We start from the raw sequence: 19991 nt of genomic DNA on the forward strand, positions 1-19991 counted from the left end.
ATCCTCGTGCGGATCGTCCCCTCTGCAACCCACATGGCGGCCCCGGGGCTGCCTGGCTACACCCCTTTCAGTATCCTCGTGCGGATCGTCCCCTCTGCAACCGCAGGCGGCGGAAAGGGGTCCGGGATGGTTCTCTACTATCTTCTAACGATCGAGGCCCCGTTTTTGGCATCTGAGAGCCTCGTTTTTCTCCCCCTCCCCCTCTCAAAATACATCGTCTTACGACATTTCTCGAAACTCGTTTTTTGCAATCCGCAAGGGGCGAGTTTCGAGAGTGCATATGTCTGCTTATCATCACACAAAAAGTAAAACATGCGCGCTTTCACGGTAATGCGGTCAGAATCTGACCGCATTTGGTCACTGGCCCCGGAGAGTTTCGAATCGACCGCTCATACGGCCCTCATTGCCAGGAGTTTCGGCTCGGCCTGTGACTTTGACGGCGGAGGTGCCCTCGCCTCGACCTCTACCTTCCTCCGCCGGTTCAAGCCCGTGACGCCCTCTTCTGATATGTGTGGTATACTTCCGCCTATCAATCGCTGGTGTGGAGCACAAATATCGCTTTGCCGAGGCTTTTCATCACACAGGCATCTGACTGAAGCACATGAAAAACAGCGCGGGGTGCTCTCCCCGCGCTATTGCCTTGGCCCTCGGCTCAGCAAAATTCCGCCAGATCCGCACCCAGGCGTAGCACATACAGATTGCGTGGAGCGAGTTGATATACTAGCCGGTAGAGGCGCCGTACATCGGCGATGCACTGCTGCGAATGGGCTAATCGAGCCAGGGAGAGCGCTTGCTCAGCTCGGTTAGCGCTCTCCTCTACTTCTTTACAAAAGAAAGCCTCGGAATGGTCTGGGGCTGATCTCCCTTGGGAGAGCTGCCCCGACTAGAGCAGGAGATCAGCCAACTCCAGCAGCCGTCGCTCAGATGGCCACTGTTGCCGTGCCCGTCGCCAGGTATTGATCAGCTCTTGCTTGCGCTTTTGACTTGGAAGTCGTTGGAGCCTGGCCGCCGTTTCCTGGACAGTTGCACAGAAACGCTCAAGGTCACCCTCACCGAGTGCTGCTTGTGCACGCTGGTGCCAAAGAACCAGTTGCAAACGATCAGGAATCTCGTCGGTTTGCTGAGAAGTTGTGAGAGGAGCAAGGAGCGCTTCAACCTGTTGATAGTGCGCTTGATGCTCCAGGTAGCGGGCTAGTGTGAGACGAATCGAGGCATCAAAGACAACCAGAAGCCAATGACTTTCATCAAGAGCAAGGAAGGCAGGGAGAAAATCTTGTTCTTGAGCTTCAGGAAACAGGGCTTGAGCGTGACGCAATCGCTGAAGTGCTTCAGCCTCTTGTCCTCGCAAAGCCGCGGCTCGGGCCAGCCCTAAGAGCGTCTTCACTTGCAAGAGTGAGGGAACAGCCCCTTTGACCTGATTGGCTGCTTCATAAGCACTCTCCATCTCGTTCCACCGTTCCAGGTGAAAGCTCGCGCTGGCTTGAAATGTCAGCGCCTTGACCTCTAAGGCTGGGTCTCCTGTCAGGCGACTGAGGATCACTGCTTCCTGACAGAGTTGCCAACGGCGTTGCAATTGGAGACGATGATGGGCTACGAGGCTCAGCTGCAACGTCCCTTGCGTGGCGAGCGAGGCGGCCTGGCGCTGAAGAGGCGAAGCGTCACCAGCCCAGCCCCTTAGCTGAGGCAGGAAGCTCCTCAGTGTTTGCTCCACCGTATCGAGGTCGCGTTGTTGGAGTAGGTGCCAGCATGCTGTCACGCTGGCAGCACACGCTAGTAACAGCTCTTCGGGGGGGTGCTGGAAGCGCATGGAGCGGAGAACTGTCTGCTGGTGCAGGTCAAGCATAATCAGTGGCAGGCTGACCAAGCCCAGCAAGACCTGACGACGCCCAAACGCTGCTGGATCTGCAGATGGCTGCGCGCCCGGATTCTCCATAGTGATCAGCTCCCTGTGCAAGAGCGTCTCAAATTCATAGAGTTCCCCTTGCCCTGCGAAGGAACGCCAATATAAGATGAAAGCTATCAGGCGCATGAGGGAAGTGTGAACCCAGGTGATCACCTCATCTTGTTGATGAGCGAGCCGCTCGCTCTCTCCTGACACAGTGTTCAGGGTGAGATTCTGCTGCTGTCCTCCCTGGCTGGTGTTCTTTGCCTTGATCAAGGATACCATATCGGAGGAGGACTTGACCAGGTTGAGCTGATCCCAGGAAGGAACGGAACCCCCCTGCAGGCGGAGACGCTCCGCCCAGGTCTCATAGCAGCGAAGAGCTTCCCGCTCCTGGCCCTGCAACAGCAGCAGGCCAACCCAGTCACGCAGGCTCTCCTCATCGAAAAGATCGGCCTCTACAGGGCGGGCCGCGCATCCTCCGCTACTTCGGCGATGAGCCATGCCATCCCCTCCCGCCGATTACAAGTCGAGCCGGTACCGTCGACTATCGGCTAATGAACAGATCAGTCAGCTCTTTCAGGGCGCGCTCATTGTGCCAGGGGTGATCTTCTGCACACACCTGGCGATAGAGTGCTGCTGCATCCTCCTGTAAACACTGGCTCCCTAACTCGGTCGCTCTGTGCATACATTCCATGAGCAGATAGGCGAAAGTCTCTTGCTCTTGCTGTATGAGCGCTGTCTTGGTCTCATCCAGGAGAATCTCCACCTGCAGACGGCTAGGAGTCGTTGCCATCGCTGGTATGGTTGCCAGCCGGCTATACGTTTGCCAGGCTTGTCGCGCATAGCCCTTCTCAGGAAAGCGCATGGCCAGGTGGAGATAGACCCGGCCTGTCCACAGTATAAGGTTATCTTCGTGAAAACGGAAGTCGGGGAGAGCTTCACTCTCGCCTTCCGGCTCAAACCGCTCGTGTGCCTCTCCGAGAAGACGCAACGCAGTTTCTTCGCGCCCCAGATAGGCCCAGGCTGTTGCCTGCAGACAAAGCACGCTGCTTTGCATCACGGAAGGGCAAGCAGCCAGTAGTGGTGTGGCTGGCTCCAAATGAGCCAGCATTGAAGGCACCTGAAGCCTATCATAATAGAAAGCCAGACTCAAGTCGCGCAAAGCCGCTACTTGCGCTGGTGCATGCCCGCTGCGAGCCGCCAGATGCACTGCTTTTCGCGAGAAGATCTGTTTGGCCCGACGGTCTCCCTGATGGTGAGCGGCAGCGATGCCCGCAATGCGGTTGGCTTCAGCAGCCAGGCGAGCAGCCAGGGAGTACAGCGATTTACCAGGCTGGGCCAGGTGCTCTAATAAGGGCAGATAGCGGGGAAGGATCTCTCGGACAATGTCAATGCCTTGGCTGTTGAGTAGCTGCCAGCAGGCAGCATTTGCAGCAGCGCACAGAGGCAGCATCTCCTCCACGGGTGGGAGACCATTGCTCGTCCTCGCCAGCGTGGTCAGTGGCAAAGCTGCCAGTGCGCCTAACATCTGTCGGCGCGAGATGGCGTAATCACGGTCGTGATCTTGTGGTGGCACAGTGGCAAGCTCCTCCTGCAGACGGCGGCGCAGCTCGGCCCAGGCCGGCAGCTCCAGTCTGCCGTCGCTGCGCTCCAGGAAGGAGGCAAGCAGACCTTCGATGCGCCGCTGCTGCCACACGAACCAGAGCGGGCTACCAACGGACAACGGCAAGAATGGCAAGACTGGATCGGAAGAGGCCGGGGGCCAGAGGCCGCCAATCGAGCATGTGGGCACGGCTGGAGTGACCAGGCCGGGCCGCGCATCCTCCGCTACTTCGGCTGTCTGCGTCAAGGATACCATATCGGAGGAGGACTTGACCAGGTTGAGCTGATCCCAGGAAGGAACGGAACCCCCCTGCAGGCGGAGACGCTCCGCCCAGGTCTCATAGCAGCGAAGAGCTTCCCGCTCCTGGCCCTGCAACAGCAGCAGACCGACCCAGTCACGCAGGCTCTCCTCATCGAAAAGATCGGCCTCTAGAAGAGCACGGTACTGCTCACTGGCCAGCCACAAACGGCCTTGCCGGGCGTAGATCTGGGCCAGCCAGCGGCGGCACTGCCGCCGCATGGCTTCCCCGTGGAGCCGCGCCCCATGCACCCACAGGCCGCCCTCGTCTTCCAGCAATTCACCGCGGCTCAGATAGCTGAGGGCCTGCTCCAGCAGGGGGAGAGCCGCATCGGTGGTCCGGCCCAGCTGCTCGGCGGAAGCCAACAGCGCTTGAGAGGCATCATAGTCGGTCCAGATGAGGGACTGGTCGGCCAGGGCATAAGCGGACTCGATGGTGAGGACCAGGTCCTTACCGATGGCACGACGCAGCAGATTGATGGCGTTATAGAGAGTTTTGTCGAGAGAGAGAGCATCGTCGGGAGAGGACCACAGGTCGTCTTGCAGGGAGCAGCGGGAGAGGCGGCGAGAGGGTGCGAGCAATAGGCGTTTGAAGACGGAGCGGGCGGAGCGCCCTTTGCCCCAGGCGTGCTTATCGAGAAGGCGCCAGGAGTGAGAAGGGTCACGGAGCCAGACCTGGAGGGGGCCGAAGAGGAAGACGCGAAGGCGGCAGGAAGGGGCAGGGGTCCAAGAAGGGGGAGAGGGTGATTGTGGGTGAGTTGGGACCATCGTCAACCTCCTCTACTACTGAGTGCAAAGCGGACGGGAGAGCCGGAAGGAGGGCGCTCCCGTGTAAGTAAGCGTAACAGGATAGACGAAGAGAAGTATGTCCATAGGATAAAGTGGGAGCGAGGGGAATGTCAAGGGTGGAAGGAAACAAGAGAAAGGAGCAGGTGGACAGGCAGGCAAGCAGTATATGGAGAGGAGAAGGTGGAGCAGAGAGAAGCAGATGAGGCGATGGGCTGAACTGAGGCCAGGAGTGCATTATGAGCAAGCGCTCGTGATCAGCCTTGTTGGCCATATCACCCCAGCAAGGATCAGGTCGCGTTCCAGGAACACAGGGAGGGCCGGGACCACTGCCAGATCGCGTGAGGATTGGAGGCGACTGCTGTCAGAGGGCATCAATAGCCTCCACCGAGCTAACAGCAATCTCCTCTTTTCTCATCATTCAGATTCCGATGACGCTGAGCTACACCTGCCTCGCTCTGCATCAGCAATGTCCAGTCTCAGCCTTCTCCACCCATCCACAGGCTCATCAGGTTCCGCTTCTCAACACTCCAATGAGAGCAAGCTCCCTGAAACAGGCTGCGTCATATGATCCTCTGAACCGCATGGAAAAAGTTCGAACAGGTTCTGAGAGGCCTCCTTTCCGCGCCTGACTATGCTGTCCCAGGAGCTTGAATCGCGATAGTCTTTGGCCTGCCATGAGCAGAAACTCACCCGGAAAGGAGACATGCGACCAATGGCCACGTCACCACAGCCTTTGACCGGCGCGCGCGAGCAGTCCTTGCCTTCCTGCCCGCGCTGTTGTCGGCAGAATACTATCGACCTGAATCAACCAGCCGTGATCCTCTCGCCTCAGCTTTCCTCTCCAGGCTGGTCCCAGCAGCTACGCCGCCTGCTCTCCCCAGCCCCAACATCAGAGCCACAGGAGGCCCGTGCATGATCCGTCACTGGCTCAATTACCTGTTGAACGCCCTTCCCACCGTCACCGCCCCTGGTCCCAACGCGCAGCCCGGAACGGCCCCCGGCGCCTTGACCCCGCCTGGTCCCGGCGATACCTACGTGCTGCCGCGCACACGCCAGGAACAGGACCGCCTCGACCTGCAACACTTCGCCCTGCGCCAGTTCCTCGGCAGCCACTTCCTGGCTCCCGTCCGCGACCCGCGCGCCATCCTCGACGTCGGCACCGGTACAGCTATCTGGCTGCGCGAGGCCGCCCGCCGCTGGCCTCACGCTCGCCTTATCGCTCTCGACAAAGACCTCTCTCTCCTGCGCACCCCCTTGCCGCCAAACTGTCAGCCCGTCCAGGCCGACCTGCTCAGTGGCCTCCCCTTCCCCGACGCCTCCTTCGACTACATCCATCAGCGTCTGCTCGTAGCCGCCATTCCCCTCACCGCCTGGCCGGGCGTCCTCAGCGACCTCCTGCGCGTCACCGCCCCGGGCGGCTGGCTCGAATTTATCGAAGCCACCGGCCAGGTCTTCCACGAGGGGCCACGCCAATCCCGCGTCCGCACCTGGTTTGAAACGCTGGCCGCCCGTCGCGGTCTCCATCTGACCGCCCCGCTTCAGATCCCCGACTGGCTGCGCTCCCTCGGTCTCCATCCCACCGTCCGCACCTACGAAACTCCCCTCTTCGGCAAAGCTCACGGCGCCCCCCTTTTCCGCCGCGACCTGCTCGCCTCCCTGCAGAGCGTCGCACCCATCCTGGCCGCCGTGAATCAGGTCCCCTTGAGCCTGGTCGAGGAGACCCTCGCCGCCCTGCCCTCCGAGTGGGAGCACCACCGCACCTGCTGCGGCCTCCTGACCGTCTGGGGGTGCAAGCCATGAGCCGCCGCCGTCGCCGACAGCCAGCCAGGCGCCGCCATCGCTCCACAAGCGCCCAGGTGACTGACCTTCCTCCTGTGCTCATTCCCGGGCCGCTAGAGTGGGTCCTGGCTGGACGCACCATCGAAGACCTCCAGCTCCTTACCATCACATTGCTCTCGCCGCGCGCTCAGCAACTCTGGCAGCGCTGGCAAGAGGACCGCGACCCAGGCTTTCCCAAGTCTGTCAGCTCACGCCTGAGCAAGAGCGACCGGCTCCTGCTCACGCTCCTGGTCGAACTGCAACAAGGCATGGAGCTGCTCCAGACCCGCTGTCAGGAAACCATCTCTCGCGACCCGGAACAGCCTATCTATTTCTACACGAGCGAGATCCCGCGCCTGCGCCGGCTGCTGAGCCTGAGTAACCGCCTGCTCAGTCAGGTACGCCAGCACAGCCCCGAACTGGCCACATTGCAGTTGCTCCTCGGTCAGCGCCTGATCCGCTACCTGGCCCGCACCCTGCGCGACCATCCTCGCCGCGAGCATCTCAATTGAGCCAGCAAAGCGACAAGCGGGGCTGGAGCTGGGCACTCCCTGTATAGTCAGGGTAGAGTAAGACCCTCAGACACCAATGCCGGGCGGGTTGATGGATTGCCGCCAAGGGGGTATACTCAAAAAGAAAAGGCTGTATCATGCCCCCGAAGATTAGACAGCTGAAAGCCAGCCTCATTCAGGCCGGCTTTTCAGCTCGTCCAGGAAAGGGCAGCCATACGGTTTGGCAACATCCACAGCTCCCAGGCTTTCACCTGACACTCGCTGGCAACGACGGAGACGACGCCAAACCCTATCAGCTGAAAGCAGTTCAAGCTGCACTCAGAAAGCTGAAAGATCTCTCATGAGTACGATCAACCCTAAGCATTACTCCATGTATATCCAATGGAGCGCAGAGGACCAGGCGTACGTGGTGACTGTGCCAGAGCTGCCCGGTTGCCAGACACACGGAAGCACCTATGAGGAAGCCATAAGACGGGGACAGGAAGCCATCGAGAGCTGGATCAGCGCAGCACTGGCCATGCGGGAACCTCTGCCCCCTCCCAGGACTCTGATCTCTCCCCCAGCCTAGCCCTCTGACCTCGGGGAGGCCCCCGGCCTTCCCAACCGCTGAACGGCACGGGGCGAGCGGCGCTGCTGTCTGTAGAAGCCATCGTCTCTCATCTTGGCGCGTCCAGCCCAGCCCATCTACTTTTACACCAGCGAGATCTCGCGCAGGAAGAGCATGGACAGAGCCACCCCAAAAGAACAAGGGAGCTACCCGCCACAGGCCATTTCATCCAGTAATACCTGTGAGCAGATAGCTCCCCGCTCGCTGTTCCTTCCTCACCAAAGCAGGCCCTGTGCCCCCTACTCGACCAGCAACTCCTCCAGGCAGCGCTCAATCGTGCTGGCCGAAGGATAGTAAGCCGTTTCCTCCGGCTCGTTATAGGGGGCCGCCGGCGCTGGCAGCGCCGAGATCAGGCGCGGCGTCGCATCCAGATCATAGAAACAATGCTCTACAATCCATGAATGCACATGGCGCGCGAAGCTCGTCAGATCCGGCTCCTCCGTCACCACCACCACCCGATTCGCCTCCCGCACCGCCGCCCGCAGCGCCTCCTCATCGAACGGCATCAGCGTCCGCAAATCCACAATCTCGATCGCCCCACCATACCGCTCGATCACACTGGAAGCAGCAATACAGGCCTCCAGCACCATCGTTCCCCAACTCACAATCGCCACCCGCAGCGCTCCCTCGCCCAGGCGCAACCGGCGGGCCTTGCCGATCGGCAGCGTATAATAGCCCTCGGGCACCTGCCAATACTGGGCGATGACCTCAATCGGGCGCCCGTGGCGATCCTTGGGCGGTTCCGAGCGATAGAGGCGTCCGCGCTCCAGAAAAACTATCGGAGACTGCGAGCGCGCCGCCTCTAGCAGCAGCCCCTTGGCATCGAACGGCGTCGCTGGGCAGAGCGTGATCATCCCTGGTACATTCGTAAACCACTGCTCGCCCGCATTCGAGTGGCCAAAGGCCCCACCACCGGCGGCGCTACTCGAAATGGGACCGCCTCCCCCACTCCCCGACTTCGTGCGGATCAGCAACGGCACCCGCCAATCGCCAAAGTTCTGGTAGGAGATACGCGCCGCCAGACGAATCGTCTGCGTCGCCGACTGATGGTAGTCCACAAACTGGATCTCGGCACAGCGCGCACGTCCATCGGCCATCGCTGCACCGGCAGCGATCCCGACGATCAACTGCTCATTGAGGGGGCTACTGATGGCTCTCCCAGGGAAATGCGTCACCAGCGAGGCAGTGGCGCCGAAGACGCCCCCTTTCGGACTGCCCACATCCTGCCCATAGACGAAGAACCCGGGATCGCGCTGCGCCAGCTCGGCCAGGGCCTCATTAATCGCACCCAACATCGTTGTCGGGCGCTTTGCACCACGCGGCGTATTTTCCTGCCACTGCGGAACATAGATCACATGTTGCAGAACTCGCTCGGGCGTCGGTTCCGGCTCCTGCAACACTTGCTCCTCGGCCTGCTGCAGCTCTGCCCGTACTTCACGGCGCAGGCGCTCAAGATCCTCTTGCTGCAGATAGCCGTGCTCCACCAGCCAGCGGCCATAGTTAGCCACCGGATCTTTGGTCGCCTTGGTAAACTCGACCTCCTCCTTCTTGCGGTAAGAATAGATGTCCGTGCTGCTGGAGTGAGGATCGAGCAGGCCGAGCTTGAGATGCATCAAGGCTGGGCCCTGCCCTGAGCGCACATACTCAGCCAGGCGAGCGGTTGCCTCAAAGACCGGGATCGCATTCGTGCCGTCTACCTCTTCGGCATAGACCCCGGCGGCTCGTGCCCACTCAACCAGCGAGCCGGCCCACTGAATCGAAGACTCGGTCGTGATGGCCCACCCATTATCTTCGATAATCATCAGGACCGGCAGGCGATGCACAGAAACCTGGCGGAACAAGACATTGAAATCGTTGGTCGCCACGCCGCCATCGCCGGTCGTGAAGACCACAATCTCCCTGCTCTCGCGCCGCTTGAGCGAGAAGGCCACTCCGCCAGCAAAGGGGGCCAGAGCCGCCACCTCGCTAAAGGTCGGCAGAATGCGATGGCGTCGGCTGCTGTAGTGCGAGGGCATGTTGCGACCAGCACACATCGGCCCTGTCGTGCGCGAGTAGGCTTCCCGCAACGGACCATAGATGTCGCCCGTCCGCTGCAGCCATGCCGCCAGGTCACGATAGTAGAGGGAGAGCCAGTCTTGCGGATCAACGGCAGCCACTACTGCGGCCATACTCTCATGCCCGCCGCACCCGATATAGAAGGGAAACTTCCCTTGCGTCTTGCGCACTTTTAGCAGCTCGTTGATGCTGCGCGCCATCAGCATGGTGCGGTAAAGCGCGACGGGATCATCAGGCCGCGCACCCGTTGTGGATTCCGCTGCCTGCACTTCCAGAGTCATTGCTACTGCCTCCAATCGTCTACGCTGACATCTCGACCCGGCTCCATTGTCCAGGGTTTTTTCACTGGCATTATAGAATCACCTCCCGCGAAAAGCAACCACTGGAGCCACAAGCTTCTCCAGAAAATCGGGCTATGCAGGCAAAAGAGGCAGCAGACCAGTCCCCTCTCTGTCCGACTGCTGATCAGCTGATCGCTCTCAGCAAGCCGCCCCAGCCCTCTTTCTCTCTCCCCTTCCCTGGCCGCGCTATTGCTAGCCCTCGTTACGAGGGCGTATAATGGGCAATGCATCTGGCGATGCACCGGCTTCCTTCTACGACCCTGCAAGAGAAGATCAAGGCGTGAATCGTATGAAAACGCATCTGGTGGTGTCGACGTGGAGCTAGCGACTACTCAGCCTTCACTATCCACGACGCAGTTACGCGACCTCTATCAGCGCATGCTGCTCACGCGCCTGGTTGACGGCTACTGCTGGCAACTCCACCAGAGTGGGCGCATCGGCTTCGTGGCCAGCTGCCGCGGTCACGAAGCGGCCCAGGTCGGCAGCGCCGCCTGTATCCGTCCGAGCTTCGATTTTACCTTGCCGTACTATCGCGATCTGGGAGTCGTGCTGACGCTTGGAATGACTCCCTACGAGATCTTCCGCACCTACCTGCAGGGCTGGCCAGGTAGTCTGGCCAATGCCGACCAACGCCTCCATCGCCCGATCCAGCACTGGGGCTATCATAAGCACAATATGATTAGCGGCCCCGTCCCGGTGGCAACCCAGATTCTGCACGCCGCTGGCATTGCTTTCGCCTGCAAGCTGCGCAAAAGCTCTGCCGTGGCGATCGCCTACTGCGGCGATGGAGCCACCGCCGAGCCAGATTTTCTGGAAGGGCTGACCTTCGCCGCTCAGCAACGCCTGCCTGTCCTCTTCATCTGCGAGCAGGATTGCTCGCTCGATGCCCAGGTTTTTCGCCTCTCGCCCGCCCGCCTCCCCTCCGGTCTCACCTATCGTTGCGTCGACGGCAGCGATATCCGCGAGGTCTACGCTTTCACCAGCGAGGCACTGCAGCTGGCTCGCGCCGGTCAGGGGCCGATCCTGCTGGAGATGCTGGTGACGCGTGGCTCCCCCGAGCAAGATGAGGCGGAGTGTGACCCGCTCTCCCATTGTCGAAGGTTGCTCGAGAGCAGGGGGGCCTGGGACGAGGCTTGGTACACCCAGCTTGCGAGCCGCCTGCGCGCCGAGATCGAGCAAGCTCTGGAGGATGCTCTGCGTGACAGCCACCTGAGCGAGCCTGCTGAGATCCAGCCTGCCAATCCCGCACCCCAGCACCGCGCACGCGAAGGAGGATGATACCCTTTGTCACGCCAGACTAGCCGCTCTAGCGCGCTCTTTGAAACCTTGCTCTACGGGGCCGACTATAACCCGGAGCAGTGGCCCGCCTCGCTCTGGCCTGAAGATATGCGTTTGATGAAGCTGGCGGGCCTCAATATGGTCTCGATCAATATTTTCTCCTGGGCCTTGCTCGAGCCGGCCCTTGACCAGTACGATTTCTCGCAGCTTGATCGCGTGATGGATCTGCTGGCCGAACATGGGATCGCCGCCGACCTGGGCACGGCCACCGCCGCCCCTCCTCCCTGGATGAGCCGGCAATATCCCGACATCCTGCCGGTGACACGCGAGGGCCTGCGCTTCTCCCACGGCTCACGCCAGCATTTCTGTCCCAATAGCAAGAACTACCGTCGCGAGGCCGCCGAGCTGGTCCGTCAGCTGGCCCTGCGCTACCGCAAGCATCCTGCGCTGCGCCTCTGGCACGTCAACAATGAATATGGCTGCCACGTCCCGGCCTGCTACTGTGATAACTGCGCCGTAGCCTTCCGCTCCTGGCTCCAGCAGCGCTACGGCTCGCTGGAGGCCCTCAATGAGGCCTGGGGCGCCCCCTTCTGGGGCCAGTGCTATAGCCACTGGGAGGAGATCCTTCCCCCGCGCCTGACGCCGGCTCAGCCCTCCCCCGCTCACTGTCTGGATTACCAGCGCTTTATGTCCTCCTCGCTACTGGAGTGCTTCTTGAACGAGGCGCGCATTCTACGCGAGATCACGCCCCAGGTACCGGTGACGACCAACCTCATGGCAGGGTTCAAGCCTCTGGACTATTTCGCCTGGGCACCGCACCTGGACGTGATCGCCTTCGATAACTACCCGGCGCCAACTACGCCGCCCAGCGAGGTGGCTTTCACCCATGACTTGATGCGCTCTCTCAAGAACGGTCAGCCGCACCTGGTCATGGAGCAGGCCCCCGGCCCGGTCAACTGGCGTCCGCAGAATCCCCAGCGCCGCCCGGGCGAGCTGCGCCTGCAGAGCCTGCAAGCCGTGGCGCGTGGGGCTGACGGTGTCCTCTATTTCCAGTGGCGCCAGTCGCGCGCCGGCGCCGAGAAGTTCCACAGCGCTATCGTCTCCCACGATGGCAGCGAGCGAGCGCGCATCTTTCGCGAGGTTGAGGAGATCGGCGCCGAACTGAAACAGCTTGCACCGTTCGTCGCCGGCAGCCGCATCGCGGCTCAAGCCGCCCTGCTCATGGACTGGGAAAACTGGTGGGCCGTGGAGTACCAGCCCGGTCCCAGCGATCGCCTCCGCTACTGGGACCTGCTCCTGGCCTACCATCAGCCGCTCTATGCCTCGAATATCCCTGTGGCTGTGGTCTCGCCAGAGAGCAACTGGCAAGGCTACCGGCTGCTGGTCGCCCCCCTGCTCTATCTGCTGCGCCCGGGCCTGGCCCAGAAGCTGGAAACCTTCGTAGCCGAGGGCGGCATCCTGCTGACGACTTTCTTCAGCGGCATCGTTGATGTCAATGACCGCGTGGTGACCGGCGGCTATCCGGCTGAGCTGCGCCGGTTGCTGGGCCTGCGCGTGGCCGAGTTCGATCCCTGGACCGAGACCATGAGCAACACGCTGGTGATCGAAGAAGGCCCGCTACAGGGACACTACGCTTGCAGTCTGTGGGGCGAGGTGCTGGAGCTGGAAGGAGCCCAGGCCCTCGGACACTTTGCCAGCGATTATTATGCCGGTGGCCCCGCGCTGACAGTCCATCACCTTGGTCAGGGCCGCGCCTACTATCTGGCCACCCAGCCTGAAGAGGCTTTCCGGCAGCGACTTCTGAGCCAGCTCTGCCAGGAGGCGGGCCTGACCCCACTGCTGGAAGCTCCCTCCGGCGTCGAGGTCTCGCGCCGCCTGACCTCAGATGGGCGCAGTCTCTACTTCCTGCTGAACCATAACCAGCAGGAGGTCACGCTCTCCCTCCCCAGCGGCCATTTCCGCCAGCTGCCCCAGGGAGAGACGCGCAGCGGACAGGTGCACCTGGGTCCCCGCAGCGTTCTGGTCTTGGAGGCAGAAAGCTAGTCGAGCTGACCCAGCAACCTTACCTCACCAGGGCCTAGCGTTCACCTTCCTTCAGGTCACTCCCCTGCTCGCTACGCCAGTCCCTGATCCTCGGCTGTGCTGCTGCGCTGCGCCCGCAGCACAGCCTCAGCCTGGTTGAGCAGGGCGTCCTCGATGCGCTGCCGATGCTTGGGCAGCGTGTTGGCCGGCAGAGCCTGGGGCGGGAAATAGCGGCAATCGCGCGCCTCTTCGGTAGGAGTGAGCACCCCACCAACGACGCGGCAGCGGAAGGTCAAGACAACTTCTTGCTTCTGGGGCTTGGAGTAGACTCCCACTAGCCGCTCGACAACCACCTCAAGCCCGGTCTCCTCACGCACCTCGCGCCGCATCGCCTCCTCAACCGTCTCTCCCAGCTCCATCCCTCCCCCAGGGAGATTCCACCAGTCGATGTCGTTGCGATGCACGAGCAGGACCCGCCCCTCGTCATCAAAAATGAGGGCAAAGACCCCCACCCGAAAGCGGGCCGAGCTGCTCACCTGCACCTCTCCATCGGTCTCTGCGTTCTGCATCCTTTCTTTCCTTCCCTCCCAGGCTGATAATGGCCCAGACACACGCACCTCAGACCTTCAGACGGCCCCCACTGGCGTCTTCTGCCCCGGCCTAGTTGTCGAGGCCATAGAGCTGCCAGGCATTATCATGCAGAATGAGCCGGGCCATATGTCGAGCCTGTTCATAGTCCAGCTCTTCCGCGTCAATCATCTCTTGCAGAACCTGCGCCAGAATAGAGCGCCCGCGCAGAGCCGCCGCCCAGTGCATTTCTGGCAGGTGTATACCATCTGAGCTATAGACGAGCTTACTGGCAGGAGCCACGCCGAGTGCCTGACGAGTGAAAGCCAGCATCTCAAGTTTATCAACAAAGGGGATGCAGTAAGATAGATCGAAATAGACATGAGGATAGATTGCCGCCAGATAGGCACCTAGCTGAGCATAAGGATAACTTTCATGGAGCAAGACAATAGCCATCCCGCGATAATCATCACGCTCCATAATATTACGAAGATGCAACGGGTTGCCCAGCAGGAGATTTGCATCACTATCACCATAACCCGTATGGAACTGCACTGGAAGCCTTTGCTGGGAGGCATAGTGAAAGGCAACATGCAGCAAATAATCAAGCAGCGGCTTATGATTGATACGCAGCATACCCTGACGCAGCCCCTCGGCTCGTGCCTGAGCGAAGGAGGCCACCGCCTCATCTTTGGTCCACTCCAGAATATTCAGGCCAGTGCGATAGGCCACGATACTTTTGAAGCCGCAGTAGCCGCGTTCACGGATGGTGCTCACCTCCTGCTCATAGTGAGCCATCATCTCATCGAAGTCGCTGTAGGCCATGACGAGACGCTGCATCAGCGGCTCCAGGCGGAAGAGTTTGGCGGCGCGACAGTGACCTAGCTCGCCCATTCGCTCAGGAGAATAAATGTGAGGGCCTTCAGGGAAACCCGTATCAATGATCAGGGCGGCGAAGTGAGCAGCCTGGAAGAGGCGCGCCAGAAGGGCATCGCTCTCCAAAGCATTGCGAGCTGCGATCAGCGCCTCTTCGCTCGCTGGACAGCCATAGAAGGCTGTTGCCTGGCGCACCAGCCAGAGGTAGTAGGCCGACTCGGCCACATGGCGCTGGGCGAAGCTGGGATCAGTGGCTTCGGTGAAATAGCTACGGAAGCGTACCAGATCCATTCGCTGATCTAGCACGACCGGGTGGCAGTGATTATCAACGAGCGGTATATCGCTGAGATCGAGCATGGTAACCCTCGCGCGCTATCGTATGAACTGAGGTCGTCCCGCTCATGATAGCAGCCCCGGGGGTCAACAATCAAGCCCTGCTGGGCCAGGGCTCGCCCGCGAGCAGCCTCAGCCGCCCTCCTGGCACTGGCAATAGCGCCAGCAGGCGAGCGGGCCCGTCAGGAAGGAAGATACTGATCTTGTCAGGGCACGACCAGACCATAGACCATCACCGATCACCGACCAACCAGCTCAGCCCCGGCTCTCTGCGCCCTGTTTCTGCTCAGATCTCCTTGCCAACCATGACCTCGGTCGACTTGATGATCGCGACCACCTGATCACCTGGCTGCAGTTGCAGGCTCTCGGCTGAAGTGCGTGTGATAGCCGCAACCAGCTCCTGACCGTCAGGCAGAGCGACCGTCACCTCTGCCATTACATCGCCCAGCTTGACCGCCTTGACCGTCGCCTGCAAGCGATTGCGCGCACTAAACTGCAGAGTCATGGCGCTTCGTCCCCCTTTCGCCTGGCATACCCGGACAGCGAGCGCGCTGCAACACGTCATCTGCTCGCTGCCCGCAAAGAGCGCGAGCATGGCAGCGCCTCCTTGCTTGCGAGGAGTTCCGCCATGCTCGCTCGTCATTCCGTTGCGCTTACACTACACAATACGGCGCCAGCGCGTCCGAGGCTTCAGAGTCCAATACAGACCGATTTCACCTCGGTATAGTTCTCCAGGACCTCATGGCCCATCTCGCGCCCCCAACCGGATTGTTTGTAACCACCGAAGGGTAAGGCAGCGTCAAAGACATTATAGCAGTTGATATAAACTGTACCGGCGCGCAGTTGCTGCGCCAGACGATGCGCCTTACTGATATCGCGTGTCCAGATGCCAGCCGCCAGGCCATAGATCGTATCGTTCGCCACCGGTGGAACCTCGTCCAGTTCCTTGATGGGCATCGCCGTGACCACCGGACCGAAGATCTCCTCCTGGACCACCTTCATATCCTGGCGCACATTGACCAGGACCGTTGGCTCAATAAAGTAGCCCTGGTCACCGTGACGTCTGGCCCCACAGAGCGGCGTAGCGCCATCAGCCAGGCCGGCTTCGATGTAGCCAGAGACACGCTGCAGCTGCTCCTCGGAGACGAGCGGCCCCATCTGCGTCTGCGGATCAAAACCCGGCCCTAGACGGATCTTCTTGGCCTCTTCGGCCACGCCCTCGACAACGCGATCAAAGACCTCCTGCTCCACATAGAGGCGCGACCCGGCGCAGCAGCACTGACCGTGATTGAAAAAGATGGCATGGGCAGCACCCTTAATCGCGCGATCAAGGTCGCTGTCTTTGAGCACGATGTTCGGCGATTTGCCACCCAGCTCCAGGGTGACCTTTTTGAGATTGCCCGCGGCAGCATGAACGATGAGCTTGCCCACCTCGGTCGAGCCGGTGAAGGCGATCTTGTCAACGTCGGGATGGGCCGCCAGCGCGGCACCAGCGGTCTCGCCAAACCCGGGCACAATGTTGACGACCCCATCGGGGAAACCCGCCTCCTGGATCAGCTCCCCCAGGCGCAGGGCCGAGAGCGGGGTCTGCTCCGCTGGCTTGAGAACAATCGTGCAGCCCGCTGCCAGAGCCGGGGCCAGCTTCCAGGCTGCCATCAAGAGAGGGAAATTCCAGGGGATAATCTGCCCAACCACGCCTATCGGCTCGCGCAGCGTGTAGGCGAAATAGTCGCCCGGCGTGGAGATCGGAATGGTATGGCCTTCGATCTTGGTCGCCCAGCCCGCCATGTACCGGAACATGTCGACGGTCAGCGCCACATCGCCGATGCGGGCGATGCGCAAGGGCTTGCCGTTGTCAAGCGATTCAAGCTGGGCAAATTCCTCGCTATGCTGCTCGATGAGATCGGCCAGTTTCCAGATCAGGCGCCCACGCTCCGAAGGCTTCATCTTGCGCCAGGGACCACCCTCGAAGCTGCGCCGCGCCGCCTGCACCGCCCGATCAATGTCCTCTTTGTCTCCTTCAGCCACCTGCGCCAATACTTCGCCGGTAGCTGGATTGTAAACAGGAAAGGTCTTCCCCGAAGCGGCCTCTTCCCATTTTCCACCAATGAAGAGTTTCTTTGGACCACTCGCAATAAAAGTCTGGACTTCCGGTAAGACAGCGACATTGCTTTCGGCCAGCGTCATGATCGTTCTCCTTCTTCGTTGCAGCTGGTTGACCGCGCCGTCCGTAACGCCTTGCATGCATTCGGCCTGTCCTTCAGGGCCTTCTCCCAAAAAACATCGCACAAAAGAAGAGTCTCAATGCGATGAGCGTTAACCACGCTGAAACTCGCTCTGCTGGTGAAGACTGCCGTGACGACGAAGCGCGAAGTGGGCGGCAGTGTCTTGCTCATCGATTGAGTACTCAATAATTGAGTATAAGCAAAATGTGGAGAAAGTCAAGGGTCGCAGGGAGGAGATGCGTGCTGGAAGAGGAGCGAGTGAGGTGGGAGGAGAAGCCAGCGAGCGCTCAAGAATGAGCGCCCGCCAGCTAGCTATCAAGCTGTGTAGCGGCCAGGGTGGCTACCATGAGGGCCTTGATAGTATGCATCCGATTTTCAGACTGCTCGAAGACAATGGAGGCCGGCGATTCAAAGACCTCATCGGTGACCTCCAGGGCCTCCAATCCATAGCGCGCCGCGATCGAGCGGCCCAGGCCCGTCTCGGTATTGTGGAGAGCTGGCAGACAATGCATAAAGAGGACCTGCGGGTTGTGGGTGAGGGCCATGAGCTGGGACGTCACTTGATAGGGCGTGAGGAGCTGGATGCGCTCCCCCCACAGGGCCGGGTCCTCACCCATCGACACCCAGACATCAGTATAGATGACGTCGCAGCCACGCACGGCCTCGGCGACATCCTCGGTCACCGTGAGGCGGGCGCCACTGGTCGCCGCCAGGGCCTGCACCTCCTGCAGGCGCGTCTCACTGGGCCAGAGCTGACGCGGACCAGCCAGGCGCACATCCATCCCCATCACGGCCCCGCCCACCAGCAGCGTATCGGCCATGTTATAGCTCACATTCCCCACAAAGCAGAAGCTCACCGCCTCCAGCGGCTTTGCCACATGCTCCTGCATCGTGAGCAGATCGGCCAGGACTTGTGTCGGATGCGAGTGGGCCGTCATGGCATTCCAGACCGGCACCCCGGCGTAGCGGGCCAGCTCCTCGACCGTCTCCTGAGCCTGACCACGGTAGGCAATGCCGTCGTAGAGCCGCCCCAGCACACGCGCTGTATCCTTGATGCTCTCCTTCTGCCCGACATGCGAGCCGCTGGGGCCAATATAGGTAACATGGGCCCCCTGATCAAAGGCCGCCACTTCAAAGCTCGTGCGCGTGCGCGTCGAGTCCTGTTCGAACAGCAGGACAATATTCTTGCCGCGCAAGTACTGCTCTTCCTTCCCGGCAGACTTGGCCGCCTTCAGACGGCTGGCCAGCGCCAACAGGGCGCGAATTTCCTCAGCGCTGAGGTCCTCCAATTTTAGCAAGTGCCGCTTGCTCAAATTGCAGGCCACGGTTGAGCTAATCCTCCTCAAATAACAGAGCAACAATCTTCTTCGTTCAGCCCAGTCTCCCGCCACAAGGGCGCCCCGCCCAGCCAGCACGACCGGGGGCTGTGCTCATAGGCTACCACGTTCCCGCCCCCGGCGCAAGCCATAAGCAGAGCTATCCGTCAAGCGCCCACACATCCGCAGCAGCCTGGCCGGTTGAGGAAAAGGGAGGAGCTGCACCTGCCAGGCGCCAGCGCGGCAGAATAGAATCAGAAGGAGGGAGAGCATCCGTCTGTCTCTCTCTGCATGAGGGTCAGGTCTTGTTTCACTGAGGGGAGGATGCGGACCATGCTCGTTGCTTACGGACCAGACGGTCAGCTCGTGGTAGCTGATGAGCGGGCCTTGAGTCAGTTGCAGGAATGGTCGCAGCAGCGCCAGCTGTTCTGTCCCAACTGCCGCGCCGTGCTGCATCTACGCGGCGGCCCGGCACGACGGACCCAGCTCCATTTCGCTCACCGCAAAGGAGAATGCCCCTGGAGCACCGAAGAAGAATCGGAGCGCCACATGCGCGGCAAGGCCATACTGGCCGCCTGGCTAAGCCAGCAATTTCCCGCCGCTCGCGTCACCCTGGAGGAACGGCTCCCTGAGCCGAATCGCATCGCCGACGTCTTCGTGAAGCATCCCGATGGTCGGCAGCTAGCCGTTGAGTTTCAGTGCGCCCCGCTGGAACTCGACGAGTGGCAGCGCCGCCATCAGGCCTATCAGCAGGCCGGCATCACCGATCTCTGGATTATCGGCAGCAATCGCCGCGACAAGCAGGAGGCTTTTCAAGAGGCCATTCTTGAGAGCAGCGGCTTACTCGTCTTCCTCGATCCCTTGCTCACCCCCGCCCGCGCCTGGCTGCGCTGGCCCCTGAGCGCCCAGGCCCTGCAGGCCTGGCAGGAGGAGCGCTTCAGCCCTGCTCAGGCACCCAATCTGAGCGCCGGCGGCTGGGTCGGGCGCCTGGGCTATGGCATGACCTTGAGCACCACCTTGAGCGAGCTACACCTCAACGAGCAGGGAGAGATCAATCATCCACAGCGCGCCGAGCACGAGCGCCGCCTGCGTCTCCGCCACCTGATGACCTTCGCTGACAGCGTCGACGAAAACCTTCTTGCAGCTTATCTCTATAATACAGTTAGTGCTGAGATGATCCAGCGCGTGCTCCGTCCCCTGCTGCGAGCCTATCGCAGCGATCCCGACCTGCTGCGTCGCTATAACTATGGGCGAGGAAGCCCCGAGCAGCCGGTGCGGGAGGAGGATCGCCAGCGCGTCGCTCGCGCCTGCTCCTGGCTGAGACAGCTGGCCAGGCAGGGCTTTCCACTCGCGCGTTTGCGCGCAGTGGCACAGGAGATCCCTTTCGTCGGACCTTACGCCGCCTTCGTCCGCTACATCGAAATGTTGGTGACGCTCGCCCAAACTCACCGTTGAAACCGTTTGCCA

16 protein-coding genes are annotated in these 19991 nt (G+C 61.0%); 8 read left to right on the top strand and 8 right to left on the bottom strand.

Annotation, left to right across the window (positions count from 1 at the left end; all coding sequences use genetic code 11):
- Positions 1-883: 883 nt before the first annotated feature.
- Both A4R35_RS04650 and A4R35_RS04655 read right to left on the bottom strand, forming a co-directional pair.
- On the bottom strand, positions 884-2386 hold the full coding sequence (locus A4R35_RS04650; protein WP_112427000.1) for a hypothetical protein: 1503 nt from the start codon (positions 2384-2386) through the stop codon (positions 884-886).
- Positions 2387-2429: 43 nt separating this feature from the next.
- Positions 2430-4553 carry a bacterial transcriptional activator domain-containing protein gene (locus tag A4R35_RS04655; protein WP_112427002.1) on the bottom strand — a complete coding sequence of 708 codons (2124 nt, stop codon included), beginning with the start codon at positions 4551-4553 and terminating at the stop codon, positions 2430-2432.
- A gap of 733 nt (positions 4554-5286) precedes the next feature.
- Here A4R35_RS04655 and A4R35_RS04660 point away from each other — a divergent pair.
- The 5 genes from A4R35_RS04660 to A4R35_RS25245 all read left to right on the top strand — a co-directional run bounded on the left by A4R35_RS04660 (position 5287) and on the right by A4R35_RS25245 (position 7472).
- Positions 5287-5490 carry a hypothetical protein gene (locus A4R35_RS04660; RefSeq protein WP_112427004.1) on the top strand — a complete coding sequence of 68 codons (204 nt, stop codon included), beginning with the start codon at positions 5287-5289 and terminating at the stop codon, positions 5488-5490.
- On the top strand, positions 5487-6374 hold the full coding sequence (locus A4R35_RS04665) for a class I SAM-dependent methyltransferase (protein WP_112427006.1): 888 nt from the start codon (positions 5487-5489) through the stop codon (positions 6372-6374). Before A4R35_RS04660 ends, A4R35_RS04665 begins: the two co-directional genes overlap by 4 nt.
- On the top strand, positions 6371-6904 hold the full coding sequence (locus A4R35_RS04670; protein ID WP_146747113.1) for a hypothetical protein: 534 nt from the start codon (positions 6371-6373) through the stop codon (positions 6902-6904). Before A4R35_RS04665 ends, A4R35_RS04670 begins: the two co-directional genes overlap by 4 nt.
- Positions 6905-7041: 137 nt before the next feature.
- Positions 7042-7248, top strand: coding sequence for a type II toxin-antitoxin system HicA family toxin (locus tag A4R35_RS25240; protein WP_112427010.1), 207 nt, complete (start codon positions 7042-7044; stop codon positions 7246-7248).
- Between the two features lie 26 nt (positions 7249-7274).
- Positions 7275-7472 carry a type II toxin-antitoxin system HicB family antitoxin gene (locus tag A4R35_RS25245; protein ID WP_223258493.1) on the top strand — a complete coding sequence of 66 codons (198 nt, stop codon included), beginning with the start codon at positions 7275-7277 and terminating at the stop codon, positions 7470-7472.
- 278 nt (positions 7473-7750) lie between these two features.
- Here A4R35_RS25245 and A4R35_RS04685 read toward each other — a convergent pair whose 3' ends face one another.
- A complete protein-coding gene (locus tag A4R35_RS04685) occupies positions 7751-9847 on the bottom strand; it encodes an alpha-ketoacid dehydrogenase subunit alpha/beta (protein WP_112427014.1) in 2097 nt (698 codons plus the stop codon).
- Between the two features lie 375 nt (positions 9848-10222).
- Between A4R35_RS04685 and A4R35_RS04695 the strand changes: the two genes are divergently transcribed.
- Together A4R35_RS04695 and A4R35_RS04700 are read left to right on the top strand one after the other, a co-directional pair.
- Positions 10223-11185 (top strand): thiamine pyrophosphate-dependent dehydrogenase E1 component subunit alpha, encoded by a 963-nt coding sequence (locus A4R35_RS04695; RefSeq protein ID WP_112427018.1) that lies wholly within the window; start codon positions 10223-10225, stop codon positions 11183-11185.
- A gap of 6 nt (positions 11186-11191) precedes the next feature.
- Positions 11192-13228 (top strand): beta-galactosidase, encoded by a 2037-nt coding sequence (locus A4R35_RS04700; RefSeq protein WP_223258199.1) that lies wholly within the window; start codon positions 11192-11194, stop codon positions 13226-13228.
- Between the two features lie 71 nt (positions 13229-13299).
- Here the strand turns inward: A4R35_RS04700 and A4R35_RS04705 are convergent, their stop codons facing one another.
- From A4R35_RS04705 to argF, 5 genes are all read right to left on the bottom strand, one after another.
- Positions 13300-13776 (bottom strand): NUDIX domain-containing protein, encoded by a 477-nt coding sequence (locus tag A4R35_RS04705; protein ID WP_112427020.1) that lies wholly within the window; start codon positions 13774-13776, stop codon positions 13300-13302.
- A 91-nt stretch (positions 13777-13867) separates the two neighbouring features.
- On the bottom strand, positions 13868-15007 hold the full coding sequence (locus tag A4R35_RS04710; RefSeq protein WP_112427022.1) for an amidohydrolase family protein: 1140 nt from the start codon (positions 15005-15007) through the stop codon (positions 13868-13870).
- A 262-nt stretch (positions 15008-15269) separates the two neighbouring features.
- Complete coding sequence (locus A4R35_RS04715; RefSeq protein ID WP_223258200.1) at positions 15270-15488, bottom strand: TOBE domain-containing protein; 219 nt, start codon at positions 15486-15488, stop codon at positions 15270-15272.
- 185 nt (positions 15489-15673) lie between these two features.
- Entirely contained in the window at positions 15674-17170 is a 1497-nt protein-coding gene (locus A4R35_RS04720) for an aldehyde dehydrogenase family protein (protein WP_112427024.1), read from the bottom strand.
- Between the two features lie 346 nt (positions 17171-17516).
- Positions 17517-18533 carry an ornithine carbamoyltransferase gene (argF, locus tag A4R35_RS04725; RefSeq protein WP_112427026.1) on the bottom strand — a complete coding sequence of 339 codons (1017 nt, stop codon included), beginning with the start codon at positions 18531-18533 and terminating at the stop codon, positions 17517-17519.
- A 324-nt stretch (positions 18534-18857) separates the two neighbouring features.
- On the opposite strand from argF, the gene A4R35_RS04730 reads away from it, so the two are divergent.
- A complete protein-coding gene (locus tag A4R35_RS04730; RefSeq protein ID WP_189361333.1) occupies positions 18858-19979 on the top strand; it encodes a competence protein CoiA in 1122 nt (373 codons plus the stop codon).
- Positions 19980-19991 lie beyond the last annotated feature (12 nt).

Origin of the sequence: Thermogemmatispora tikiterensis (genome assembly GCF_003268475.1) — a bacterium.
Lineage (GTDB): Bacteria > Chloroflexota > Ktedonobacteria > Ktedonobacterales > Ktedonobacteraceae > Thermogemmatispora > Thermogemmatispora tikiterensis.